13 protein-coding genes and 1 pseudogene are annotated in these 26,529 nt (G+C 62.0%); 5 read left to right on the top strand and 9 right to left on the bottom strand.

Annotation, left to right across the window (positions count from 1 at the left end):
* Window positions 1–10: 10 nt before the first annotated feature.
* The 7 genes from VF629_RS15445 to VF629_RS15415 all read right to left on the bottom strand — a co-directional run bounded on the left by VF629_RS15445 (window position 11) and on the right by VF629_RS15415 (window position 17,463).
* On the bottom strand, window positions 11–3,142 hold the full coding sequence (locus tag VF629_RS15445) for a TonB-dependent receptor (protein ID WP_331059391.1): 3,132 nt from the start codon (window positions 3,140–3,142) through the stop codon (window positions 11–13).
* A 247-nt stretch (window positions 3,143–3,389) separates the two neighbouring features.
* Complete coding sequence (locus VF629_RS15440) at window positions 3,390–6,266, bottom strand: TIM-barrel domain-containing protein (protein ID WP_331059390.1); 2,877 nt, start codon at window positions 6,264–6,266, stop codon at window positions 3,390–3,392.
* Between the two features lie 103 nt (window positions 6,267–6,369).
* Window positions 6,370–8,598 carry a glycoside hydrolase family 3 C-terminal domain-containing protein gene (locus tag VF629_RS15435; protein ID WP_331059389.1) on the bottom strand — a complete coding sequence of 743 codons (2,229 nt, stop codon included), beginning with the start codon at window positions 8,596–8,598 and terminating at the stop codon, window positions 6,370–6,372.
* A 105-nt stretch (window positions 8,599–8,703) separates the two neighbouring features.
* On the bottom strand, window positions 8,704–11,280 hold the full coding sequence (locus VF629_RS15430; protein WP_331059388.1) for a T9SS type A sorting domain-containing protein: 2,577 nt from the start codon (window positions 11,278–11,280) through the stop codon (window positions 8,704–8,706).
* 828 nt (window positions 11,281–12,108) lie between these two features.
* Entirely contained in the window at window positions 12,109–13,875 is a 1,767-nt protein-coding gene (locus VF629_RS15425; RefSeq protein WP_331059387.1) for a glycoside hydrolase family 9 protein, read from the bottom strand.
* A gap of 250 nt (window positions 13,876–14,125) precedes the next feature.
* On the bottom strand, window positions 14,126–15,403 hold the full coding sequence (locus tag VF629_RS15420) for a glycoside hydrolase family 27 protein (RefSeq protein ID WP_331059386.1): 1,278 nt from the start codon (window positions 15,401–15,403) through the stop codon (window positions 14,126–14,128).
* Between the two features lie 59 nt (window positions 15,404–15,462).
* Window positions 15,463–17,463: a glycoside hydrolase family 97 protein gene (locus VF629_RS15415; RefSeq protein ID WP_331059385.1), complete on the bottom strand. Its 2,001-nt coding sequence runs from the start codon at window positions 17,461–17,463 to the stop codon at window positions 15,463–15,465.
* 929 nt (window positions 17,464–18,392) lie between these two features.
* On the opposite strand from VF629_RS15415, the gene parS reads away from it, so the two are divergent.
* From parS to VF629_RS15400, 3 genes are all read left to right on the top strand, one after another.
* Window positions 18,393–18,833, top strand: coding sequence for a type II toxin-antitoxin system Xre/ParS family antitoxin (gene parS, locus VF629_RS15410; RefSeq protein WP_331059384.1), 441 nt, complete (start codon window positions 18,393–18,395; stop codon window positions 18,831–18,833).
* A gap of 92 nt (window positions 18,834–18,925) precedes the next feature.
* Window positions 18,926–19,384: an RES family NAD+ phosphorylase gene (locus tag VF629_RS15405; RefSeq protein ID WP_331059383.1), complete on the top strand. Its 459-nt coding sequence runs from the start codon at window positions 18,926–18,928 to the stop codon at window positions 19,382–19,384.
* A 359-nt stretch (window positions 19,385–19,743) separates the two neighbouring features.
* Window positions 19,744–21,456: a serine hydrolase domain-containing protein gene (locus VF629_RS15400; protein ID WP_331059382.1), complete on the top strand. Its 1,713-nt coding sequence runs from the start codon at window positions 19,744–19,746 to the stop codon at window positions 21,454–21,456.
* A 198-nt stretch (window positions 21,457–21,654) separates the two neighbouring features.
* Here the strand turns inward: VF629_RS15400 and accC are convergent, their stop codons facing one another.
* On the bottom strand, window positions 21,655–23,166 hold the full coding sequence (gene accC, locus VF629_RS15395) for an acetyl-CoA carboxylase biotin carboxylase subunit (RefSeq protein WP_331059381.1): 1,512 nt from the start codon (window positions 23,164–23,166) through the stop codon (window positions 21,655–21,657).
* Window positions 23,167–23,382: 216 nt separating this feature from the next.
* On the opposite strand from accC, the gene VF629_RS15390 reads away from it, so the two are divergent.
* Entirely contained in the window at window positions 23,383–24,630 is a 1,248-nt protein-coding gene (locus tag VF629_RS15390; RefSeq protein ID WP_331059380.1) for an aminotransferase class I/II-fold pyridoxal phosphate-dependent enzyme, read from the top strand.
* A 254-nt stretch (window positions 24,631–24,884) separates the two neighbouring features.
* Window positions 24,885–25,055, top strand: a pseudogene (locus tag VF629_RS15385) (histone H1); the annotation flags it as partial.
* 381 nt (window positions 25,056–25,436) lie between these two features.
* Here VF629_RS15385 and tyrS read toward each other — a convergent pair.
* Window positions 25,437–26,529: tyrosine--tRNA ligase (tyrS, locus tag VF629_RS15380; RefSeq protein WP_331059379.1), on the bottom strand; the 1,093-nt coding region annotated here is incomplete at its 5' end.

The raw sequence follows: 26,529 nt of genomic DNA, 5'->3' as shown, positions 1-26,529 counted from the left end.
TTAAGTTAAATCAGAAAGAAAGCTGGACGCCGGCCACCGCGGTGCGCGACAGCGGGTAGATGCCGTAGCCGCGGTCCACGCCCCGGTTCAGGATTTCCAGGTTGTCGTTGGACTGCCGGCCCAAGTCCGGGTCGTAGCCGCTGTAATCGGTGAGGGTGAACAGGTTATCGGCGCTTACGTACACCCGCAGCGAGCTTACCTTCAGCGCGCTCACCGCCGCGCTCGGGATGGTGTAGCCCAGCTGCAGGGTGCGGAGGCGCAGGTAGGAGCCGCTCTCCAGAAAGCGGCTCGACGTCTGGGCGTTGCCGTTCGGGTCGTTGATGACCGCGCGGGGCACGTCGGTGTTGCGGTTCTCCGGCGTCCAGGCGTTGAGCGTGGCGGCGCCGTAGTTCTGCTCCAGGTTCATGCCTTCCAGGTCCTGGCGCACGCCGTTGTAGATTTTGTTGCCGTAGGTGCCCTGGAAGTAGAAGCTCAGGTCGAGGCCCTTCCAGGCCAGGTTGCTGCCGAAGCCGTAGGAGAACTTCGGCGTGGGGTCGCCGAGCAGCTGCCGGTCGGCCGCGCTGATTTGTCCGTCCCCGTTGTAGTCCACAAAGCGGATGTCGCCGGGCTTGGCATTGGGCTGGATTTTGACGCCGTTTTTGTTGTGGGCGTCCACCTCTTCCTGCGACTGAAAGATGCCGTTGGCTTTAATCAGGTAAAACGCGCCCAGCGGCAGGCCCGCCTGGCCCACCGTGGCCGGTGCGCTCTGGAAGGTGGGCGAGCTGGCGGTGAGCTGCTGGGAACCCGAAGACAGCTTGTCGACCTTGCTGCGGATGGCGGTGGCGGTGCCCAGCAAGGTGTAGGTGAAGTCGCCGTGGGTGTTGGTGTAGTTCAGCGCGGCCTCAAACCCGTGGTTGGAGATGGTGCCCGCGTTGACCGGAGGGTTGTTGATGGAGCCGAGCGAGCCAGGAAGCGGCACTGGGATGATGGCGTCCTTGCTGCTGCGCACAAAGTAGTCGGTGCTGAGCGTGAGCTTGTTGTTAAAAAAGCCCCAGTCGATGCCCACGTTGGACGTGCGGGTTTCTTCCCACTTGATGTCCGGGTTGACCAGGCTGTTTTGGATGGCGCCGCCCCACAACGTTTGCCCGGTGCCGATTACGTAGTTGGTGTTGGGCACGATGGTGGCGTAGTAGAGGTAATTTTGAAAGTTCTGATTGCCCAGCACGCCGTAGCTGCCCCGCACTTTCAGGTTGGACACCACTTCCTGCAGGGGTTGGAAAAACGGCTCGTTGATGGCGTTCCAGGCCAGGGCCACCGACGGGAAATTGCCCTGCCGGTAGTCGCGCCCGAACTTGGAAGAACCGTCGCGCCGGAAGGTGCCGGTGAACACGTACCGGTCGTTGAAAGAGTACACCAAGCGGCCCAGGTAGGAAATGGTAGCGCTTTCGTTGGCGTTACCGGTGGCCACGGGGTTGAGGCTGCCGACGTCGAGCACCGCCAGTCCCGCCGGGAGGTTGCTTTTCGACGCCCCCAGTCCGCGGTACTTATTGTTTTGAAAGGTGTAGCCCGCCAGCACGTTGAAGTTGTGCTTGCCGAAGGTTTTGGCGTAAGTGAGCGTGTTCTCGTGCAGCCAGTTATTCGACTGGCTCCGGCTTTCGTTGAGGTCTGCGTCGAGGTTGTTGAACAGCGAGCCCACCGAGTAGGGCGAGGTGTACTGGTAGTAAGCCCCAAAGCCGGGGGTGTAGCCCATGTTGTATTTGTACTTCAGGCCTTCAATCAAGCTTACTTCGGCGTAGGCGTTGATGATGGCGTTGTAGCTGCGATTTTCCGGCACTTCGAGGTAGAGCATGGCCACAGGGTTGGCCACGTTCACCACCGGGCCGGTGGCTCCGCCGTAGCCGCCCACCGCGTCCGGGTTGTAGATGGGAAACGCCGGAATCATCTTTAGGGCCGAGCCGCTGGGGTTGCCGCCCTGGCCGCCCCAGCCGCCAGCCGTGTAGCGCCAGTATTCCTGGCTCATGATGATGCTCTCGCCCACCTTGAGCCGGCCCTTGGTGAAGTCCGACTTGATGCGCAGGTTCAGGCGGTTGTAGTTGGTTTCCTTCACGATGCCCTGCTGGCCGAAGTAGCCGCCCGAGATGCTGAAGTTGTAATTGTCGCCGCCGCCGCTGGCTCCCAGGGTGTAGTTCTGCACGGGTGCCACCCGGTAGATTTCCTTCTGCCAGTCCACGCCGGCGCCCAGTGCGGCCGGGTCTTTGGCAATGGCTAAGGGGGTTACGTTGGCGTTCACGTGGGCTGCGTTGCTTACCCGGGCCCACTCCTCGGCGTTGAGTACGTCGAGCATCTTCGTGATTTTCTGCGCGCCGTAGTAGCCGCTGGCGTCCAGCTTGATGGGGCCTTTTTTGCCCGACTTTGTGGTGATGAGCACCACGCCGTTGGCACCCTGCGCCCCGTAGATGGAAGCGGCCGAAGCATCCTTCAGCACATCGATGCTGGCAATGTCGGAGGGTTGCAGGTAGTTGATGTCGCCCACCCACACGCCGTCCACCACATACAGGGGGCTGGTGCCGTTGAACGAACCCGCCCCGCGCACCAGCACCCGCAGACCCGCGCCGGGCGCGCCGGTGTTGCTCTCAATCTGCACGCCGGCCACGCGGCCCTGCAGCGAGCGGGTGAGCGTGTTGGTGCCCTCCGTGCGAATGTCCTGGGCTTTCACCGACGAGATGGCCCCGGTCACGTCCTCGCGGCGCAGCGTGCCGTAGCCCACCACCACCACTTCGTCCAGCGCTTTGGCGTCGGTGGCTAGCGCTACCGCAATCGTTTGTGCGTTGTTGACGGAAATTTCCTGCGTGGCGTAGCCAATGAAGGAAATGACCAGCGTGGCGTTGCCGTCGGGCGCCTCCACGCTAAAGTTGCCGTCCACGTCGGTGCTGCTGCCCACGTTGGTCCCTTTCACCAGCACGGTCACGCCGGGCAGGCCCTGGCCAGTGCTTTTGTCCGTCACGCGTCCCTTTACCGGGAAGCCGGCGGGGGCTACCAAGCTGCTGGCGGCTTCGTAGGCAGCGTTGAGCGGGGCGAGCCGGAGTTCAGCCTCGGCTGGGTGGGCCGCCGCGATTTGGGCGCACAGCGAAAATGCCGGCACCTGCAGCAGCAAGAGCTTCATGGAACCCTGAAAAAGCGGGGATTTGTGTAGTCTGTTTTTCATCATCTGGGCAAAAGATTGGAAGGTTAACAATGACTCAGGCCTTGGAGTGGGTTTGTGTTATTTTTTCATAGGCAATGAGCACTAAATCGTCAGCGGGGAATTCTTTTGAGAGCAGTTACTGGCCCTTGCGGCCAATGCGGTGAAAAACGATTTGAGAATTGGCGCCAGGCAGCAGGAGGGGTGGCCGGCGCACCGGCGCGCTATCCTACTCCATCTTCACCGTGATGGCGGTGCCTGAGTAAGCCACCGTTTTGGCGGGGGCCGCGTCGGGGTCGAAGGCGGTGGGCCGGTCCTTGCTCACCCACACCACGCGGAAATTCCGTTGGGCGGGCATGCCCGGAAAGGTGCCTTTGCGCTCCCCGATGGTGAGGGTTTTGGTGCGCTCGTCGTAGGAGGTCGGGATGGTGGCGAAGGCGCCTTTTTCGTAGTTGTAGTTCACGCCCTCGTCTTCGTAGAGCGAGAACTGTGCGTCGCGGCCCGTGTACACGTACAGCGTAATCGGGTCGGTGGCCTTCTCGCCGGTGTATTGGATTTCGGGGCCGAAGGGGAGGATGGACCCTTCGCGCACAAACAGCGGCATGCGCTCCAGCGGGGCCGCCACGGCCAGCTTCTTGCCGCCGGCCTGGTACTGGCCGGTGTAGAAATCGAACCAGCCGGTGGCGGCGGGCAGGTACACTTCGCGGCTGCGGGCCTTGTAGTCGGTCACGGGCGCCACCAGCAGGCTGGGGCCGAACAGGAACTCATCGCCGATGTTGCGCACCGCGGCGTCGGCACCAAAATCCATCATCAGCCCGCGCATGATGGTGGCGTTCTGGTGGTGGGCCTGGCCGGCCAGCGAGTAGATGTAGGGCATTAGCCGGTAGCGCAGCTTGTTGTAGTAGAGCATGCTCTGGTAAGCCGGGCTGCCCTCGGGAGCGATGTTGTATATCTCCCGGAACGGAAACTGCCCGTGCACCCGGAACAGGGGGCAAAACGCGCCGTACTGGTACCAGCGGGTGTTCAGCTCGCGCCACTCGTCCTGGTCTTTGGGCTCCATCTTGGCCCGCTCGTAGCGCTTCTCCACGGCAAAGCCGCCGATGTCGGTGGTCCAATACGGGATGCCCGACATGGAGAAGTTCAGGCCGGCCGGAATCTGGTTTTTGAAGTCTTCCCAGCGCGAGGCAATGTCGCCGCTCCAGATGGCCGCCGCGTAGCGCTGCGAGCCCGCGTAGCCCGAGCGGGTGAGCAGAAACACGCGCTTATCGGGGGCCGTGGAGCGCTGGCCCTCGTAAATGCCCTTGGCGTTTTGCAGCGGGAAAGCGTTGAAATACTGCGTGCTCGAACCCAGGAACGTGGGGTTCATCAGCTCCTTGCGGGTCTGCACGTTGGTGTTGGAGTGGATGTCGGGCTCCGAAGCGTCCATCCACCAGGCGTCCACGCCTTTGGTGAAAAGCTTGGTGTTCATCAGGTTCCAGAAAGCGGTGCGGGCCTGCGGGTTGAAGGCGTCGTAGAACGTGGACGTGTAGCCCGGCGCAATCCAGTCCTTGGTGCGGTTGGCAATGTTGCGGGGGTAGAGGTAGCCTTTGGCCTTGAAGTCGTTATAGACCGGGATGCCCTCGTAAATCTTGGCCCACACCGAAATCATGAAGTGCAGGTTGTCGCGCTCGTGCAGGGTCTTAATCAGGCCGTTGGGGTCGGGGAAGCGGCTGGGGTCGAACTCCTGGCTGCCCCACTCGGCGGGCTTCCAGTAAGACCAGTCGAGCACGATGTTGTCGATGGGAATGCGGCGCTTGCGGAACTCGGCGCCCACTTCCAGCATCTCCTGCTGGGTTTTGTACCGCTCGCGGCTCTGCCAGAACCCCAGCGCCCACTTGGGCATGATGGGTGCCGGGCCCGTGAGCTGCCGGTAGCCGCTGATGACTTCGTCGGCGGTGTTGCCGTGCACGAAGTAGTAGTTCAAGTCGGGCCCGGCCTCCGAGCGGAAGCCGTACTCCTGCGTGGCCTGACCCACTTGCGGCCCCAGCCAGCGCAGGCCCAGGTAGGACTCGCCGCCGTCCGGGTCCCACTCCAGGCGGATGGGATACTTGCGGCCCTTTTCCATCGGCACGGCCACCACCGAAGTGCCGGGGTTCCAGGCCTGCCGCCACTTGTCCACCACCAGCTTGCCGTCGATGTAGAGCTTGGCGTAGCCGGCGTTTTTCAGCAGGAAGTGGTGCAGCCCCGGCGTGGCCGACTCCACCGCGCCCTCCCAGGTAGCCACCGTCTCGCCGAGCTTGACCGTGGCCGGGAAGTTCTTCATGTCCTCCAGGTACTCGTAGTTGAGCGCCGACTCGGGGCGCCGCGCCACCAGTACTTCGGGGTTGGATTTTGAAGCGTAAGACGCCGTGAGCCAGCCCGGCGTGCCCTCCTTGGAGTAGAGCTTCAGGGTGCTCAGCGGCTGGTAGTCGCGGGTGTCGCCCACCTTCGTGATGGAGTAGTTGTCCCACAGGATGCCGTAGTTCTTGCTGGAAAGCAGGAAGGGCACGGCCACGTCGGTGTTGTTCTGGGCCAGCTCCACTTGCTGGCCTCGGTAGTTCATGGTGCCGTTCTGGTGCTGGCCCAGGCCGTAGATTCCCTCATTGGCGGGCGAGGCGAAGGCCTGCTCCACCTGGTAGAGCGGCTGGCCGTCTACGGATGCGGGCGTGAAGGTTTTGCCGCCGTTTTTCCGCTCCTGCAGAATGGTCCGGCCCTTGGCATCGGCGAAGGTGATTTCGCCCGTCGTGAGCGAAACCAACGCCTGCAGAGCGCCGGTGCTCAGCACGCCTTGGTCTCGCTTGGTTTTGAAGTCCCACTTTACCGGCGCGGTTGGTTGCGGCACCACCATCAGGCTGGCCAAGCTCGACACCGTGTCGAGCGGGCTGGCCTGCACGTGGATTATTTTGTCGGAAACTACCTGCAGGCGCAACGTGCGCGTGGCCATGGAGTTGGCCTGGGGCAAGTGGATGGTGACGCCATTCGCCTGCTTCTCCACGGAAGCTTTCTGGGCCTGGGCCTCAAAAGCAACCGTGGAAATACAAGCAAAGCCGAGCAGGAAAAAGCGGCTGTGGCGGGGTGAGTATAACATTGAGGACTGATGTAGCGCGGACTTTCAGTCCGCGCCTTAGTGAGTAATGCATGGGGCAAGTGCCGGGACACGCGGACTAAAAGTCCCTCCGGGTGCGACCACGCTACAGCGTCACGTTGCCGGTGAGGCGGATGTCGCGGGAGGAGCTGCCCACCAGCACATCAAACTTGCCGGGCTCCAGCACCCACTGCTTTTTGGCTTCGCTGTAGAATTGGAAGGCGTTGGTATTCAAGGCCACGGTCACGGTTTTGGATTCGCCGGGCTGAAGGAAGACTTTCTCGAAGCCTTTGAGCTCCTTCTCCGGGCGCTTCACCGAGGCTTGCTGGTCGTGCACGTATACCTGCACCACCTCGGCCCCGGCGGTCTTGCCGGTGTTGGTCACCTTTAGCTTCACGGTGGCGCTTTTGCTGCCCGGCGTCACATTTAGCTGGTCGTACTTGAAAGTGGTGTAGCTCAGGCCGTGGCCGAAGGCGAACTGCGGGGCCACCTTGTAGGTGTCGAAGTAGCGGTAGCCCACGTAGATGTCGTCCTTGTAGGTCTGTTTCAGCGGGTTGCCGGGGGTGCTGGGGTATTCGCCCAGCTTGTGCGCGGGCGAGTCTTCCAGCTTCACCGGGAAAGTCACGGGCAGCTTGCCCGAGGGGTTCACGTCGCCGAACAGGATGTTGGCCAGCGCGTGGCCGCCTTCCATGCCGGGGTACCAGGCTTCCAAAATCCCCCTGGCTTGTCCGGCCCAGGCCGACACGTCGATGGGGCCGCCGCCCATCAGCACCACCACGGTGTTGGGGTTGGCGGCCAGCACGGCCTGCACCAGCTCGTCCTGGCCGAAGGGCAGTTGAAGGTCGGGTTTGTCAACTCCTTCGGCGTCGTAGGCGTTGTCGCCCCAGCTGCGGTAGTCGTAGCCGTGGAAGGAGCCGCCCACGTACACCACCACGTCGGCCGCTTTGGCCGCGGCTACGGCTTCGGCAATCAGCTGCGGGTCGGCCTTTTGGTCGCGGGCAATTTTGTAGCCCGGCGCGAAGGTGACCGTGGCCGAAGTGCCCAGCTCGTCCTTGATGCCCTGCAGCGCCGTGATTTCGTACTTGGGCTTCACCTGGGCGCTGCCGCCGCCGCCGCCGGTTTCGCGGGTGGCATTGGCCCCGATGACGGCCACGGTTTTTACGGTCTTTTTCAGGGGCAGCAGGCCGTCGTTCTTCAGCAGCACGATGCCCTCTTCGGCTACTTTGCGGGCGGTGGCCTGGTGCTCGGGCGTGTTGTAGGCGCCGGGCTTGCGCTTGGCGCCGTCCATCATGTTGGTGGCGTACATCACGCGCAGCACGCGGCGCACTTTGTCGTCAATGAGCGGCACCAGCTTGGGGTCTTTGCGGGCCGCGTCGAGGGCCGCGTCGGCCAGGTAAAACCGGTCGTACACGTTCTTGACGGTGGCCAGCGGCACGGTGCTCGCGCTGGCCGACTGGTCCACGGTGCCGCGGCTCAGCACCAGGTCGGTGCCCATTTCCAGGTCGGTGCCGTTGCGCAGGGCGTCCATGGTGTTGTGCACCGAACCCCAGTCGCTCATCACCAAACCTTTAAACCCCCATTCGCCCTTGAGGACGTCGTTCATCAGGTAGGCGTTTTCGGTGGCGTACTGCCCGCGGAACTTGTTGTAGGAACCCATGAGCGTGTGCACGCCGCCCTGCTGCACGGCCGCCTGGAAACCCGGCAGGTAGATTTCGCGCAGCGCCCGCTCGCTCATGTTCACGTCGATGTCGCCGCGGTGCACTTCCTGGTTATTGGCTGCGAAGTGCTTCACGCAAGCCGACACGCCCTGGTCCTGCACGCCCTTGATGTAGCCCACCACCAGCTGCGAAATCAGAAACGGGTCTTCGCTCAGGTACTCGAAGTTGCGCCCGTTGAGCGGCGCGCGGATGATATTGATGCCGGGGCCGAGGATGATGTCCTTGCCGCGAGCGTTGGCCTCGCGGCCCAATACGGCGCCGTACTCGTAGCCCAGGGCGCGGTTCCAGGTCGAGGCCAGGGTGTTGTTGGTCGGCAGGTAGGTGCCGGCGTCGTTGGCGTCTTTCACGCCCTTCCAGTCGCGGCCCTGCTCGGGGCGCACGCCGTGGGGGCCGTCGGAAGTCCCAATTTCGGGGATGCCCAGGCGGGGAATGCCGCCGGCGGCAAAGGCGGAGTTGGCGTGAATCATCTTCACTTTCTCCTCCAGCGTCATTTTCTTCAGGAGGGCCTCAATCTTAGAGTCGTTGACCGTCAGGGCGGCCTGCTTGTTGGCGGGCGTGGGGGCGCCTTTGGGGAGAGAGGAGGCCACTTTGGTCTGGGCTAGGCTGTAGCCGGCCACGGCACAGCATAAGGTGGTGCCAAGTAAGGTTGCTAAACGGGGGAACTGCTTAGGCATGTTTGTTATTCAGGAGCGAAAAAAGAAGCGGCGATGCCGGGTGGTAACTTATTGTTTGATAAGACGAACGGTGGCTTCCTCGCCGCCGCCGCTGGCCCGCACGATGTACAGGCCGGCCGGCAGGCGGCTGAGGTCCAGGGTATGGTTGGCTTGCGGGGCCGGCTCGGTGCGCACCACGGCTCCCACGGCGTTAACCAGCGAGAGCGTGCCGCCCACCAGGGCCGCGGGCAGCTTTAGTGCCACGCGCCCGGTGGCTGGGTTGGGGTAGGCCACCAAGGCACTCGCGGCGCGCTTTGCCGCCGAGCCAACGGCCAAGGGCGTGGCGCTGGGCGTGCCGTAGACCACGCCGCGGCCGGCCGTGCTCATGTACACGCGGCCGTACACGTTCATGTCGCCCACCACAAACTGGCCGTTGGCGGGGCCGCCGTACTCGTGGGCGTCGTCGTTCACGCGCACCCAGGTGGCGCCCTCGTCGGTGGAGCGGTGCACCCCCAGCACCCCGCCCACGGTGCCGTAGATGTAAATGGTTTCGTAGGCCGCGCCGGGCGCCGCCTTGCCGTAGCCCACCGCGCCGCAGTAGGTCACGTTGGTCAGTCGGGTGAACGCGGCGCCCGAGTTCACCGAGCGGGTGAGGCCGCTGCCGTAGCGGGCCACCCACAGGTGCCCTTCGCGGCCAGGAATGGCCCGGATGATTTTGGAGCCGCCGCCCCCGCCCACGTTGCCGGCCACCGCAAACGAGGCGCCCCCGTCGGTACTCACCAGCATGTCGCCGTTGGTCGTGTTGTGGATGTAAAACTTGTTGGCGTTCACCGCATCAGCCACCGGCCGGTGACTGGTGAAGGTGGTCGGGATGCCGGTGGCGGCGGTCCAGGTGGCGCCGTTGTCCGTCGAGCGGTAAGTGTACGCGTTATTGGCCGGCGCCGGGAAACTGGTGGAAGTACCGTTGGAAGGACTGTGCAGCAGCACCGCGCCATCGGCCGAGAGCGCCACTTGGCCGCCCGAGCCGTTCATGGTGGCCGTGCGGGTCCAGGTCAGGCCCGTGTCGGTGGAGTACAGCAGCACCGACGTCGCGGTGGCGTTGTTGCGGTTGCCGACCCGCACGAACTTGCTGGGGTTGAGCTTGGCATAGTCTAGGCCGGTGGTGCTGCCGATGCGGGGCTGGTGAATGGGCGCGTACTGCGCCGGGTCGGTGTGCCGGAAGCCGTCGTAGTCGCTGATGACGCTGACGAGCGGGCCGCCCGGAAGGCTCACGATGCTTTGCGGCACCACTTCCTCCAGCCCTTTCACGAAGAACCGCCACACCCCCGCCGGGGCCGTGATGTCGTCGTTAACGAAGATGCCGTTGCCCGAGGTCACCAGCACGCGGTTGGGTACGAAGGGGTCGAACTCGATGCAGCCGGCCCAGTGAATGGAGGAGTTGAGCACCCAGGTCACGCCGTCGGCGTCGGTGCTGAAGCCGCGCTGCACCACGTCGGTCCAGGTGGTGCCGCCGTCGGTGCTGTAGAGAAACCGGTCGCCGTAGGGGCTGCTGGAAGTAGGGCCCTGCTGTTGGTAGCTGTTGGTGGTGGAAAGGATGAGGCGGTTGGGGTTGTTGCGGTCCACGCTGAGGCCGCCATAGGCCCGGTTCACGCCCGTGGTCGGGGTGATGTTGGTCCAGGTGCCGGCCGCGATGTTGTATTTCCACACCTGGCCCGCGTCGTAAGGCTCAGATGAAGCTGGCAGGGTACCCGTGGCGGCGTAGGTATTGCCGTGGGGCCCGGCGCCGTTGCCGTAATTGATGTAGAGGTCGCCGCCGGCCTGCACGGCGCGCTGCGGCATCATGCTGGCCCCCAGGCCCGGGTTGCTCACGGCCGTGAAGGTGGCCCCGGCGTCGTCGCTGCGGTAAAAGTTGGCCCCCACGCCGCTGCTGCGCGAAATGCCGGCAAACACGCGCTGCGTGGCGCCACCTGCGACGCTGCTATTATCCAGCAGCACGAAGCTCACGCCGTTGCCGTTGGGCGTGGCGGTTACCGGCAAGCCCGTCAGATTGGTCCAGGTAGTGCCGGAGTTGGTGCTCTTCCACAGGCCGTTGTTGCGGCTGCCGCAGTAGAGCACGGTGCTGTTGCTGGGGTCTACCTGCAGCTTCTCGCCGTTGCCGCGGCCCATGCCGTTGCCGTGGGCTTTGAACTGCGCAGTCACGTCAATGGTCGTAAACGAGGCCCCGTAGTTAGTAGAACGCAGGATGAACGAGCGGCCGCTGTTGAAGTAGCTGATGCCGCAGTAGGCGTACACCGTGGCCGGGTTCTGCGGGTCCAGGGCCATCGACTCCACGCCGAACATGCCCTGCTCCTGGTCCGAGGCGAAGTCCATGAGCGGAATCCACTTATTGGCGGCCACGTCCCAACGGTAGGCACCGCCCACGTCGGTGCGGGCGTACATCAGGCCCGCCTGCGTTTTGCTGGTGATGATGCCCGACACGAACCCGCCCCCACCAATGGCCATGCTGTTCCAGGTATAGGGCTCCGAGGTCTGCGCCAAGCAGGGCGTGGCTGAGCCGGCCAAGAACAGCCCGAGGCCGACGGAGGCTAGGACGCGCTTGTAGAGCTGCCGCCGATTTCCTGGATTAATTGTAATTGTTGCGGCCATAATTGGTGGCGGTAGGTGAGGTAAAAACAAACGATTGTGGAGGCTTGCGCGAAAGGAAGAAATGAAACGTTGTAAACCATGAGTGTTGAACCACTCACCGGCGGCTAGTCAGGCTGTGGCCGAAAAAGCCAGCCGGTGATTGTCGAAACCGGGCCGTAGGAGTGAAGCGTGAAACTGGCCTCGGCGAGCAGTCGAAACCGATTGCGTAGCTCAGAACCGTAAAGCCCCGCAGGACTCATGCTGACACCGCTCGATGAACCAAAATTACCTTATTGGGGAGGCCGTAGCCCATGCCATTCTAATCAAAAACCACGGGTGAATTCCTAGATTTTGTGCATGATTAATCTGTCCAGACTGCTAGATTTTCTGCCCCATCAAGCCCCGCCTCAATAATAACATAGATTTAATACGCTCATTACCAATGCTAATGATTGTGACGCTACGAAGCGGTCGCTCCTTGTTAAAACGCCGTCTGGCCGCAGACTCACCCAAAGCTGGCGCAGCCCCCATCGGTGCGTCTCACACGGCTCGGCGCAGAGCTGGCCTTTCTTGTAGGTATCGCTTCGTGCTCTGGGAAAGGCCGTGCTTTCCCGGTCCAACGAGCAGTTTGAAGCCTTAGCGAGTAGGAGCGGCAGCTGCGCTCAAGAGAGCCAGCTGCCGCCCAGCCTAGAGGACGGCCATTGCCATGGCCCCGGCCGCGGGCAGAGCTGAGCCTTGTCGGTTACGACCGCCTCATTGGACACACCGGCCCCTGCCAGTCCCGTGGTTCATTTGCCAGAGCTTGGCTTTTGATTAGTAAAAATGTTCTATTTCACACCTCCGCCCTGATTACTTCTTTGGGGCGGCGCTGGCCGGTGGGAGCGAGGGTTGGAGTGCTTCCAGTGCCACCGCCAAGTAGACCAGCGGCGCGTTCCAGTTGATGGCTATTTCATTGGACGCGTAGGAGCATACCTGGTCGACGTAGCTTTTGTCGGGCTGCAGGTAGGGGTAGTTGCACTTGTCCTGCCGGCCAGGGTTGGGCCCGCCCGCCAGGAAGCCGGGCAAGGGCGCGGCCACGGCGTCGCCCTCCGAGAGGCGGTGGTGGGGGTGCAGGGGCGTTTTGCTGCCGTGGCCCGTCACGAAAGAATAGCCCGTGGCGTTGCGCCCGAGCAGGTAGTCGAGGTTGGCGAGGGCGTCGTGCAGGTACTGCCGGTTGCCACTCAGCCGAAACGCTTGCACCAGGGCAATGCCCTGGTTCGCGGCGTTGGCGTTGCTGCCCCAGCTGAAATCGCGCTGCCGCCGGCCCATTACCGTCTGGTAAACTTGCGGCCGGGAGCCCGCCCGCAGGGTATCGGCCATGGCCATCAGGCGCTGGGAAACGAGGGCCGCGTCGGCCTGCGCCGGAGCCGGCAGCTCCGCGCGAAACCGGGCCAGGGTGTAGAGCGCCAGCGTCTGCACCTGCCCCCAGGAGGGCAGGGTTGCGGCCCGTTGCAGGGCCGGGCGCACGGCTTCGTAATACGCCGGCTCGCGGGTGGTGACGAACAGCTCGGCCGCCGCCCAGACCTTTTCGTCGCCCACGTTCTGGTCGCCGTAGCCGCCCGTGACAATGGGCGGGCTGAACTGTTTGTTCATGTCGTCTTGCCGGTAGTGCTGCTGCGGGTTGGCCTGGGCCCACTGCCAAGCCCGGGTCGAAGCCCGCAGGCAAGAGTCGGCCAGCCCGGGGAGTTGGCGCTCAAAGCGCCGCGCAATTCGGCTGGCCTGGGCCATCACGGCGGCGAAGTCGAGGGCCGCGGCCGTGCTTTTTTGCACCACGTAGCGCGGGGTGCTCACCTTTTCGGGCATCACCATGCCGTCGAAATTGGCATTGGTGAGCTTGTGGTACACGCCGCCGTCGCCGGGGTCTTGCATGGTCAGCATCCAGCGCAGGTTCCAGAGGGCCTCGTCCAGTACGTCGGGCACGTCGTTGGCACTTTCCGGAATGTCGGCGCGCAGCGCCGTGCAGTACGCCGGAAAGTCCTCGTACAGAGACAGCATCGTGCCCATGGTGATGCCCGAGTTCACGATGTACTTGTTGTAGTCGCCCGCATCGTACCAGCCGCGGGACGAGGAGATGACCGTACCCGTTGGCCGCTGCGCCGTGGCGGCCGAAGCGTGCACCAGCACCCGCGTGTCGGGGTGCCCGGCGGGCCGGCTCCAGGGGCCGGCGTACCGCGCCGGCAGCTCCGTGGAAGCCCGTTGGTAGTAGTAGCTTTTCAGCGCCGCCTTAGCCAGCGCCAGGTGCGCGTCGGGCCCTATCCGAAACGGGTAAGACTTGCCCACGCCCGGCACGCTCACCACATACAGGCCGGGTTTGGTGCAGGCCGAAAAATCGGCCACGCGTACCCGGCTTCCGAGCACGGCGCCCGGGGCCGGCCGTAGCGTGCCCTTGAAAACGGTGGTGCTCAGGTCCGGGCTGCTGATGCGAAAGGCCAGGGCTTTGTCCCCGGCACCCGTCACCACGGCCAGCTTGGGAGCAGCCGGGTAAAACCCCACCTGGTTGAGGCGAATGTTGTCGGTAAGGGCTTGGGCATTAACCAAGCTGATTGTGCCAGCAAACGCGCAAAACAAACAGAGCACAAAACGAAAAAGTAAGCGTCGCGCAACCGATGGGGCCATGATACTGGTTTTCAATAGCAATGCTATTAACTAGGAGTGTGTTTTTCATGCGTATGCTGTCCAGAGCATTGCGCGCATTGAGCGGCGACGAAGGACCTTACCAAATCACAACAGAGTTGTTCAGTCGTAAATAACGTCCTTCGTCGCCGCTCGATGCACTGGACGACAGCAAATTAATTTGCCAGACGGCTTTTGCAGCGTACAATATGCGCTATTGCCCGCTGGAGACCCGGCTTTCTTTTTTGGAGTAAGCAGATTCGCCAGTGCCCAAGACCAAGAGGATGACATCGTGCGCTGGCACGGTGCCCGCAAAGGCTTTCTTGGTGGTGCCCACGTCTTTTCGGGTCCACACGTTGCGCACTTTGTAGGTGGTCTTCGCTGCGTTGAGCTCCGTTTTGGACAGCTCGTCCACGATGGGTTTCGCTTTCCAATCGAAGGCCACGGGCTGCGGGCGCTTGCTGCGGTTGAGGAAGGTGACGGCCCATTTGCCGTCGGCCAAGGGCTTGAGCCAGGTTTCCACGCTATCCTTGACGGCGTGGCGGAAGCCCTGCACCCCGAGGCGGTCCTGGTTCACGGCAATGGCTTCCGGGTTGGTCAGGATGTCCTTGGTTTGCGGGCTCATTTTCCGCACGTCGTTGCCCAGAATCAGGGGCGCGGCAATCATGGCCCACATGGTGAAATGGGCGCGGTCCTCGTTGGCGGGCATGCCGTTGCCGACTTCGAGCATGTCGGGGTCGTTCCAGTGGCCGGGGCCGGCGTACTGGCGTAAGCCTTCCTGTTTGTCCAGGATGGCCATCACCCCGAACGACTTCCAGGAGCCGTGGTCCTTCACGCAGTCGAAGCAGTTGTAAATGTCGCCCGTGGTGCGCCACAAGTGGCCCACGCTCTGGCCCCAGGTCCAGGGCTTGTCGTTGCCCCACTCGCAGATGCTGAGCACCACCGGCCGGCCCGCCCGGCGCAGGGCGGCGGTGATGGTTTTGTAGGCGCCCTCGGCCTTGAGGCCTTCGGTGTTGCACCAGTCGTACTTGAGGTAGTCCACGCCCCAACTGGCGTAGGTCAGCGCGTCCTGGAACTCGTAGCCCCGGCTGCCGGGCCGGCCCCCGCAGGTTTGGGAGCCGGCGTCGGAGTACACCCCGAACTTGAGGCCTTTGGCGTGCACGTAGTCGGCCAGGGCCTTCATGCCCGAGGGGAAGCGCTTGGCGTCGGGCTGGATGAAGCCCTGCGCGTCGCGCTCGCCGTGCCAGCAGTCGTCGATGTTGATGTACGTGTAGCCGGCGTCCTTCATCCCCGAGCTCACCAGCGCGTCGGCCACCTGCTTGATGAGGTTCTCGTCCACGTTGCAGGCGAACTTGTTCCAGCTGTTCCACCCCATGGGCGGCGTCAGGGCCAGGCCTTCGTACTTCTGGTAGTTCTGCTTGTAGTTGTTGCCCTGGCTGAAGGCCGAGCCAGATGCCATCAGGCTGGCCAGTAGGAGAATTAATTTTTTCATTTGGAAGGAGAATAATGAAAGAGAGTGAGTTGAAGGAGAAGCGGGCGGGCGACGCAGGCCTACTTCACCGGATAAATTCGGGCCGCCCAGCCGCCGCCGTTGCTCAGGCTAATCTTCAGCTTGTCAGTGGCCGCTACGGGCACCACTTCGCGCTTGTAGTCGGTAGCGTCGCGGTCGGCATTGACGCCGTCGCGGAAAATAACGGCTTCGTAGCGACCGGGCCCCAGGAAGGCAAAATCTAGGGTCAGCTCGCGGGGCGACCAGTTGCTAATCGCCCCCACGTACCAGGTATCGGCCTTGCGGCGGGCCAGCGCGGCGTACTCGCCCACTTTGCCGTCCAGGGCAACCGTTTGGTCGAACACCGTGGGCACGGCGGCAATAAAGTCGGTGCTTTCCTGCTCTTTGCGGTAGGCCGTGGGGTTGTCGCAGAGCATGTTCAGGGGGGCTTCAAACACCACGTACAGCGCCAATTGGTGGCTGCGGGTGCCCTGGCTCATGGGGTTGGAGTTGCTGGGCCGGAACTCGGCCTGCGTGGCGTTGCGCATGGCGCCGGGCGTGTAGTCCATCGGCCCGGCCAGCATGCGGATAAACGGCAGCGTGGCGTCGTAGCCAGGCATGTCGTCGCGGGGCGTCCACTTGTTGTTTTCCAGCCCTTTCACGCCTTCAAAGTTGAGCACGTTGGGGTAGGTGCGCTGCAGGCCGTCGGGTTTGTGCATGCCGTGCAGGTCCAGCACCAGGCGGTACTCGGCGGCTTTGCGGGCCAGCTCATAAGTCGAGTTTACCATCTTCTGGTCGTCGCGGTCCAGGAAGTCGACCTTGAAGCCCTTGATGCCCATCTTGGCGTATTGGGCGTAAGCGGCGTCGAGTTTCTCGTTTATCGCCCGCCAGTTGGCCCACAGGATGAGGTCTACGTTTTTGCTTTTGCCGTAGGCCACCAGCTCCGCTACATCCACCTGCGGCGACACCTTCAGGATGTCCTTCGAATCCGACCAGCCTTCGTCGAGCACAATGTACTCCAGCTTGTTGGCGGCTGCGAAGTCGATGTAGTGCTTATAGGTAGGCGTATTGACGCCGGCCCGGAAGTCCACTTTCGAGATGTTCCAGTTGTTCCACCAGTCCCAGGCCACCTTGCCCGACCGTATCCAGGAAACGTCTTTGAGCCGGGAGGGCTCGGCCAGCTTGTACACCATGTCGTTGTTGGCGAGCTCCTTGTCGGTGGTGCTCACCACAATGGCGCGCCAGGGGAACTGACGCTTGCCGGTGGTTTTGGCCAGGTAGTTGGCCCGGCGCGACACCATCAGCTGCATGTCGTGAAAGCCGCCGTTGCGCTCCTCGGCGGGGTAAGGGGCAAAATCGCCGCGCAGTGCCGCGCCCGGGCTGCCCTTCAGCAGCATGCCGGGGTAGTCCTGCACGTCCGATTCCACCACCACGGCCTTCTTGCCGTCGGGCAGTACGACCAGCGCGGGCAAAAAAGCGAGGGTATCGCGCTTGAGCGGGGCCACGTCCGCCAGCTTAATGGGCGTGTACAGCGCCTCAAACGAGGAAATGTAGAAGTCCTTGGGGTCGCGCAGGTCGCGCACGAAGGGCAGCAGGGCCGGGGCGTCCGGCGCGAAGTTGAAGGCAGCGGTTTCGCCCTGCACGGTCAGCGGGCCCTTGCGGGTGGTGAAAAAGCGGTAAGCCGCCCCGTCGTTGTAGGCCCGGAAGATGATGCCGTAGCCGCCCTTCATCGTCAGCGTGAGCTGGTTGTAGTGGTCGAGCACTTGGCTCTTTTTGTACACCGGCGTCGCAAAGCTCGTGTTCACCGCCGCCGTTTTGCGGCTGCTCAGCACTGCATTCTTGCCCAGCACTTCGCCCGAGGCCAGCGTCATGGCCAGCGCGGAAGGTTGCAGGACCGGCGTGGCTTCGTGCTGCACGGCCCACGTCAGGTCTGGTCCGGTTTGGACCGTCACGGCCAGCCGCCCATCGGGCGACTTCAACTGCAACGGGTCGGCGGGCCGGGCGTAGCTGGTGGATGCAAGAAGCAGCGGCAGGGCGGCCAGCACGGAAAAGCGAAAACTCATGGGTGGGAAGGGAAAAGGAAGGACTTCACGACGGCCCCAACGAGGTTTGCTGGGCCTCTACACAGGTGCCGGAACACCCGAAGGAAGGAGTTGGCGGCGTCTGCGAGTTTGCCGGCGGGACAGCTCCCCGCAACTGGTGCGGAAAAGCAAGCTGCTGGCCGGTTGTTGATTGGGTTGAAAAAGTTAAACCTGTGGATTAACCCAAGTACTCGCTGAGTTATGCGGCTCGGAATGTACGTGCGCAAAACGAGCCGTTGGGCTGGGTGGCCTCCGGTGAGGGCCGCCGTTCCGTGCCGAGCACAACAGAAAATTACTCATGCGGAATGCGGCTTTTTACCTGGACTCATAGAGACAAAAGTACCGGGTCAGCTAGTTGAGAAAAGGGGCAAATTCGCAAAATAAGCGGGGCATATTCACAAAAAGACGCGGTGCAAAATACGCGCACAAAGTGGTTGTTGCCAGATAATGAATGAGTTGGTTTGGTCGGGCCAAACGGCATCGAACCCGTGGGTTGTGAATTGGTTTGAAAATAGCTGGCCCTGTAAGTCGATGGCATCGTGCCAATGTTTTCTTAGCTTCTTTCATTTAGCTCAAGCATGCTCAAATAGGTAAGGCTACAAGCGGCCAAAGTGTCCAAGGAACTGGTTGAGTTAGCCTGCACGAGGTAGAGACGCAACATCTTGCGTCTTGTCGTTGAACGGTACCGCTTGAACGAAGTCCGAACGGCGCACACGACGAGACGCAAGATGTTGCGTCTCTACCGCAAAAACCGCAGTTGTTGCTAATGCAAACGGCTCATAAGTGGTCCAGCAAGGCAAGCAAAAGCCCTGCGTAAGCAACCCAACGCACCGCAGTCAGAAACCAAAAGGAAATATTTCCCGTTACTACGGAAATATTTCCCATCTTTGGGAAAACATTACCGAAATACCATGACTGCTGCCGCCCACCAATCCGCCGTGTACTCGCCCGCCTTGCTTGGCCTGCAGGCCACCGTGGCCGATTCTTTCGCTCTGGTGATGGAGGCCCGCACCGGCGTGCTCGCCAAAACCGCCTTCGACGTGGCCGCGCTGCTCCAGTTCAGCACCGACGAGCTGGCCGACCTGCTGCACACCACCACCAAAACCCTGCGCACCTACCGCCAGGCCAAGAAACGCCTGGCGCCTGCGGCCAGCGAGCAGGTGCTCAAGCTGCTGGCGTTGGCCCGCCAGGGCGAAGAGGTGTTCGGCTCCCCGTCGGATTTTCGCCGCTGGCTCGACAAGCCCGCCTACGGCCTCGACAACCAAGCCCCGCTGGCCCTGCTCGAAACCAGCGGCGGCATCGACCTCGTAGCCGACGAAGTAGACCGCATCGCCCACGGCGACTTCGCTTAAATGGGTTTTAGTTGTCAGTTGCTCGTTGTCAGACGCACAGCACCGCAGCAACAACCTGACAACTGACAACGAGCAACTGACAACTAGATAACGTGGAAGTTTACCGCATCTGCCTGGCCAAGTACGCCGGCGAGCTGGTCGCCTCTGGCAACCCCGGCCGTTGGAATTTGCGCGGCCAGCTCGTCATTTATGCCGCCGGCAGTCGCGCCCTGGCCTGCCTCGAAAACGTGGTGCATCGCAGCGGCGAGGGGCTCAACAGCCTCTTCAACGTGGTGCGCATTGAAATCCCCGACGGCTTAGCCGTCGAAGAGCTGACGCTAAACCAAATGCCGCCGGAGTGGCAACTGCCGCGCCACTACGCCCGCTGCCAGCCCCTGGGCTCCGCTTGGTACCAGCGCCAGGAGGCCGCCGTGCTGCGGGTGCCCTCGTCCATCATCGCCCACGAGCACAACTACGTGCTCAACACCCGCCACCCCGATTTTGCGCAGATTCGCATCAGTGGCCGGGAAGAGTTTGCGTTCGACCCGCGCATTAAGCGGGACGATGTGTGAGCCGTTTGAAGGCGGTTTTCAACCTAGCTTAGCCTACTTGCTTAGTCCAATTAAGCCTAGCACTGGCCGCCTGAGACAAAGTGCGGCGGTGTAGAAATAAGCTAATTTGACTTCAATGGGCATTTTCTGTTCAACTTAGATGGATGAAATTACGCAGTACTGGGTAAATTGGCGTATTTGTCTATAAAGCGTGTTTGTAAGATGTTTGGATATTCGAGCATCTGAATGCGTTCTTTGAAAAATCAAAAAACATTTTGTTAGATTGAAATCGTAATCTTAGACGGATGCAATAAATTTGTTTTGTCAAACAGATGAGCTAGAGTGGCGGAGTCGGGGAGTTGACTTAGCGAATTGCCAGCTTGAAATTCCTGCTCACCCTGCTCTTGGGCCTGTTGTGGCTGAAGAGTGCCGCCCAAACGGGCATCGTAGTGCCAGAGCTTGCCCACTGCGACGAATCCATGCAGCAGTTCATGCGGAAATGGAACGTGCTCGGGGCTTCCGTCGCCATCACCAAGGACGGGCAGCTGGCTTACGAGCGGGCATTTGGCTATGCGACTGCCGAACGCAACGTGCCGATGCAGCCCTACCACTTGTTGCGAGTGGCCAGTATTTCCAAAACGGTCACGGCCCTGGCCGTAATGAAGCTCGTGGAAGAAGGGCAGCTCAGCCTTTCCCACAAAGTATTTGGGGCCGAAGGCTACCTGCAGGGCGCCAGCTACCTCAGGGAAATGCGCGACCCGCGCCTCCGCGACATCACCGTGCAGCACCTGCTGGAACACAGCGCCGGCTGGGACCGCAACGCCGGCTGCGACGGCTACGAGGGCTGCGACCCCATTGACTTCCCCACCCACGTGGCCCAGGTAATGCGCGTGCCCAACCCCGTGGGCGACTCCACCATCATCCGGTACATGCTGCGGCAGGGGCTGAGCTTTGCACCCGGCACCCGCTTCGCCTATTCCAACGTGGGCTACCTGGTGCTGGGCAAGGTGCTGGAAGCCGTGACCCACCAGCCCTACGAAGCCTGGGTGCAGGCGCACATTCTGCACCCCAGCGGCGTGTTCGAAGCCCACTTGGGCCGGAACCTGCCCGCCGCGCGGCTGGAGCGCGAAAGCGGCTACCTGAGCCGTTACCGCATGCTTTCGTGCTACAACCCCGGCAAGCAGGCGCCGGCCGCCTACGGAGGCTTCCACATGGAAGCCATGGGTGCGCACGGCGGCTGGCTGTTCTCGGCCCGCGACTTGGTGCGGCTGACGCTGGCGGCCGATGGCTTTGACTCGCGCCCCGACCTGATTTCCGCCGAAACCCTGAGCAGCATGACGCAGCCGTCGGCCAAAGCCGCGGGCTATGCCAAGGGCTGGATGGTGAACGGCGGCACCTGGTGGCACACCGGCCAACTCGACGGCACCGCCTGCCTGGTGGCGCGCACGGCAGGAGGGCACACCTGGGCCATCCTGCTAAATACGAGCAACGGCTCGCCAGAATTCTGGCAGGAGCTGAAAGCCTTGGGCTGGGGCTGGGTGAAAAAAGCCGCCACCTGGCCCACGCACGACTTGTTTCCCCCCGCGCAGAACGCCACCCACCTCTGGGCCTCCGCCACCGATGCTGCGCAAATACGCCTCGCCTGGGCCAACGGCAGCGGCAGCCGCCGGCTGGTTCTGCTCAAAGCCGATGGCCCCAGCAAGGCCTTTCCGCTCGATGGCCAGGACTACCCAACCGGCAGCAAGCTGGCCGATGGCAGCATCGTGGCCTACAACGGCACCGACAGCACGGTCGAACTATCGCACCTCAGCCCCCGGCACACCTACCACGCCCGCGTGGTGGAATACCGCCAGGAAGAAGCCACCGCCCAGCGGCCCGTGTACGCCCTGGACGGCAACCCCGTAGAAATACTGCCGCCGCTGGTGCTGCCCCAACACCCGCAGTTTGCTTTCCATCGCAACCACGGGTCCGGGCCCGAAGACGCCTCGGGGGCTGACCAAGCCAGCGCCGCGCCCCCATCGGCCTCGCGCGCCTACTTCCTGCGCATCCGACGGGCGTGGCGCAGGAGCCTTTCGCACTTCGTGAAGCTGTAAAAAAACTGGTGGTGCACGCCAAAACGAGTACCCCGAAATTTCATTTCGGCCCGATTGAACGACTTAAATGCCGTTGTTCTCGCGGGCCGAAATGAAATTTCGGGGTACTCGTTTCGGCGTGCTTCGTTAAGCCAAACCGCTTAAACGTAGAAGGGGATTCACCAATACATCGACTAAATAAGGGGGCTCTTGGGCCAGCTACCGCACGCCCAACCGGTTCCGGCGCCACCCCGAAACTTCGGTCGCGCCTGCCTCGCCTGACGCTGGTGCCGCTTTGGGTTTCTTGGTTTCCAGCAGCATGGCGCCTAGCGCCGCGGCTACCTGAGCGGTGGCTGCATCAGGCGGAGTGGGGGCCAGGGTGGTGGGAGTGAAGTGGTCGCGGATGAAGTTCGTGTCGAAGTTTCCGCTCACGAAGGCGGGGTGCGTGAGCACGTAGGTGCCGAAGGGCAGCGTGGTTTCGATGCCCGTGATTTTATACTCTTCAATAGCCCGTAGCATCCGGGCAATGGCCTCGGCCCGGTCGGCCCCGAAGGTGACCAGCTTGGCAATCATGGGGTCGTAGTAAATCGGAATGTCCATGCCCTGCTCGAAGCCGTCGTCCACGCGCACGCCGGGGCCCTGGGGGCGCACGTAGGTGCTGAGATTGCCGATGTCGGGCAGGAAGTTATTCTGCGGGTCTTCGGCGTACACGCGCAGCTCCAGGGCGTGGCCGGTGATGCTGAGGTCGGCTTGCGAAAAGGAGAGGGGCAGGCCCTGCGCCACCTTGATTTGCTCTTTCACCAGGTCGAGCCCCGTGATTTGCTCCGTTACCGGGTGCTCCACCTGCAGGCGGGTGTTCATCTCCATGAAATAGAAGTTGTGCTGGTCGTCGAGCAAAAACTCCACGGTGCCGGCGCCGGTGTAGTCGCAGGCCCGGGCCACGTCGACGGCGCACTGGCCCATGCGGGCGCGCAGCTCGGGCGTGAGCACCGACGACGGCGCTTCTTCAATCACCTTCTGGTGGCGGCGCTGAATGCTGCACTCGCGCTCAAACAGGTGCACGATGTGGCCGTGTTCGTCGCCCAGCACCTGGATTTCGATGTGGCGCGGGCCAGTAACAAATTTCTCGATAAACACCGCCCCGTCGCCAAAGGCCGAAACGGCCTCGTTGATGGCCAGCTGCATCTGCTCCTCAAACTCATCGGCCCCGTTCACGATGCGCATGCCCTTGCCGCCGCCGCCGGCCGACGCCTTGATGAGAATGGGAAAGCCTACTTCCTGGGCAATTGCTTTGGCCGCGGGCACGTCGGAAATGGCTTCGTCGGTGCCGGGCACCAGCGGGATGTGGTAGGCCTTCACCGCCTGTTTGGCCGAGAGCTTGTCGCCCATGATTTCCATGGCCTCGGGCGAGGGGCCCACGAAAACCAAGCCCGCCTCGCGCACCGCGCGGGCAAACCCCGCGTTTTCCGACAGAAAGCCGTAGCCGGGGTGAATGGCATCGACGCCCAACGCTTTGCAAACTTCAATGATTTTGTCGCCGCGCAGGTAGCTGTCTTTCGAGGCCGGCGGGCCCACGCACACGGCCTCGTCGGCGTAGCGCACGTGGAGGGCGTTGCGGTCGGCTTCGGAATATATGGCCACGGTGGCAATGCCCATTTCCTTGGCGGAGCGCAGGATGCGCAAGGCAATTTCGCCGCGGTTGGCCACGAGCAGCTTGGTGATTTTCTTCATCGGTAAAGGTGGGCGGGATGGGTTTGGGCCACAAAGAAACAGGGAAAGCACACGGCCAAGCCAAACATCGGCTGCCCCTAGCCGTTATTAAGCCCAAATTATGTACATCGGTGGCCCAGGGCTACCTTTGTAGTTAGGCCTTTTGTTCGCATTGCTTTTCTTGCAACAACTGGCTGCATGCCCCCCTTTACCTTCACCTAATACCCCGTTTTTTCAGTGGATATTTTCGACCGGGTTTCGGCCAACCGCGGCCCTTTGGGTTCGCAATCGCATTACGCCCACGGCTACTTCGCTTTCCCAAAGCTGGAAGGCCAAATCCATCCCCGCATGATGTTCCGGGGCAAAGAAGTGCTGACGTGGAGCCTCAATAACTACCTGGGCCTGGCCAACCACCCCGAAGTGCGGCAAGCCGACATCGACGGCGCTTCCGAATACGGCATGGCTTACCCCATGGGCGCGCGCATCATGAGCGGCAACTCCACCCTGCACGAGCAACTCGAAAACGAACTGGCTGACTTTGTGCACAAGCCCGGGGCGCTGCTGCTCAACTTCGGCTATCAAGGCGTGGTGAGCATCATCGACGCGCTGGTGAACCGCCACGACGCCATTGTGTACGACGCGGAATCGCACGCCTGCATCATCGACGGCGTACGCCTGCACCAGGGCAAGCGGTTTGTGTTTACCCACAACGACATGGCCAGCCTCGAAAAACAGCTCGAGCGCGCCAAGCGCCTGACCGACGAAACCGGCGGCGGCATCCTGGTGATTACGGAGGGCATGTTCGGCATGTCGGGCAACCTGGGCAAGCTGCCCGAAATCGTGAAACTGAAGGAAAAATACGATTTCCGCATCTTCGTCGACGATGCTCATGGTTTTGGCACGCTGGGCGCCACCGGGGCCGGAACAGCCGAACATTTGGGCTGCGTAGAGGGCGTAGACCTAATTTTTTACACCTTCGCCAAGAGCATGGCCAGCATCGGTGCATTCGTGGCCGGCGAAGAAAGCGTGATTGAATATTTGCGATACAACATGCGTAGCCAGATTTTCGCCAAATCGCTGCCCATGCCGCTGGTGATAGGCGCGCTCAAGCGCCTGGAGCTGATTCGCAACCACCCCGAATACCGCGAAAACCTCTGGACCATTGTGCGGGCCCTGCAGGGCGGTCTGAAGGAAAAAGGCTTCAACATCGGCACCACCGAATCGCCGGTGACGCCCGTGTTCCTGAACGGCGAACTCTCCGACGCCACGGCCCTAACCTTCGATTTGCGCGAGAATCACGGCATTTTCTGCTCCATCGTGGTGTATCCGGTGGTGCCCAAGGGCGTGATTATGCTGCGCCTCATTCCCACGGCCATGCACACGCTCGACGACGTACAGGAAACGATTGTGGCGTTTGAAGCCATGGCTGCTAAGCTCGACAAAGGGCTATACAGCAAGGCACCCTCGGCGGCCCAAACGGCCTAGAAACGCCCCGCATCAAGGTTTGCGCCGGTTCCCAACTGTGGGGGCCGGCGCTTTTGTTTTTGCACAATTCTAAGCTAAGGTCTTTAGTGCTACTTGCTGGAAATCGACTTTTTTTTGTCGAAATCGCCCTCTGAAAGCAGGGAAAGGGGTTTTAGAAAAAAAGTCAAAAACTTGCTTGCATTTGAAATCCCTGTATATTAGGGCCGGCTAAACACCGTAATCAACTCATTTTTCACCCCAAACCACAAGCCCCAATGAACAATTTTGGCAAACTGAAGGACCTCGTGATGTCGCTCGAAGATGACTTCTCGAAATTCTACGACAAGCAGAACGCCGCCGCCGGCACCCGCGTGCGCAAAGGCATGCAGGAGCTGAAGACGATGGCCCAGGCGTTCCGCACCGAGGTGCAGAACACCAAGAACGCCGGTGCTGCTGCTCCCAAGGCTGCCGCTGGTGCTAAGAAAGCCGCTCCTGCTGCTAAGAAAGCTGCTCCGGCGGCCGCTGCTAAAAAAGCCGCTCCTGCTAAGAAGAAGTAATCTGAACCGCAGATTCGCGCAGATTTAACAGATTTCGCGGATTCTGGAAATGAAAAAGGCCCCACCGTTCGGTGGGGCCTTTTTTGTTGCTCGCAAACTCGCCATACGGGCTTGGAAGCTGGTTGGATTAGCTGGGGGGAAGTAGAGACGCAACATCTTGCGTCTCCGGGACCGCGCCGCAAGAGTTCAGACGGCATCGTTCAACGACGAGACGCAAGATGTTGCGTCTCTACCACGTGCTGCTGGGTTTTTAGCTCAAACAGCTTCTCACTACGCGTTGCCTTCTGTCAGCTCCACCAAGAAGTAATTGCGGCCTTTTTTCACCACCAGGTACTTGCCGTGCAGCAAAGGAAAGCCGGACGCTGGGGCATCGGCTGCGGTTACCTTTTCCCGGTTGAGGCTGACGCCGCCGTTCTGAATCATCTTGCGGGCCTCGCCCTTGGAAGGCAAAATCTGCTTGCTCGTGGCGTCGCTGAGCAAGGCAGCAACATCAAGCGACGGCCATTCGGCGCGGGGCACGCGCAGGTGGGGCACCCCAGCAAACACGTCGAGCAGCGTCGCTTCATCCAGGGAGGTTAAGTCGCCAGCCCCGAAAAGGACCTGCGAGGCCGCAATGGCGGCTTCGGTGGCTTCGCCGGAGTGCACGCGGGTGGTTACGTCGGCTGCTAAGGCCTTTTGCAAGATGCGCAGGTGTGGGGCCGCGTTGTGCTCGGCCTCAATGGCTTCGATTTCCTGCTGGCTCAGCAGCGTGAACACGCGGATGAGGCGCGGGGCGTCTTCGTCCTTGCTGTTGAGGAAGAACTGGTAGAACTGGTAAGGTGAGGTCAGGGCCGGGTCGAGCCAGACGGTGCCGGTTTCGGACTTGCCGTACTTGGTGCCGTCGGCTTTGGTGATGAGCTGGCCGGTGAGGGCGTAGGCCTTGGCTTCGGTGCCTTCGGCGTTGCCCACGCGGCGAATGAGCTCGGTGCCGGTCGTGATGTTGCCCCACTGGTCGCTGGCGCCCATTTGCAGGGTGACGCCCAGGGTTTTGTGGAGGTGCACGAAGTCGTAACCCTGCAGCAGCTGGTAGCTGAATTCGGTGTAGCTCAGGCCATCGGCGCCGCTGTCCTCGTTGCCGCTAATGCGCCGCTTCACCGAATCTTTGGCCATCATGTAGTTCACGGTGAGGTGTTTGCCGACCTCGCGCAGAAACTGCAGGAAGCCAAATTCCTTGAACCAGTCGTAATTGTTGACCACCAGCGCGCCGGTGGGACCTTCCGTGAAATCCAAGAACCGCTCCAGCTGCGCCCGAATGCCGTCCTGGTTGCGCCGCAGGGTGGTTTCGTCGAGCAGGTTGCGCTCGGCTGACTTGCCGCTGGGGTCG

Origin of the sequence: Hymenobacter sp. (assembly GCF_036388155.1) — a bacterium.
Taxonomy (GTDB): domain Bacteria; phylum Bacteroidota; class Bacteroidia; order Cytophagales; family Hymenobacteraceae; genus Hymenobacter.
This window is presented reverse-complemented; position numbering and strand designations above follow the sequence as displayed.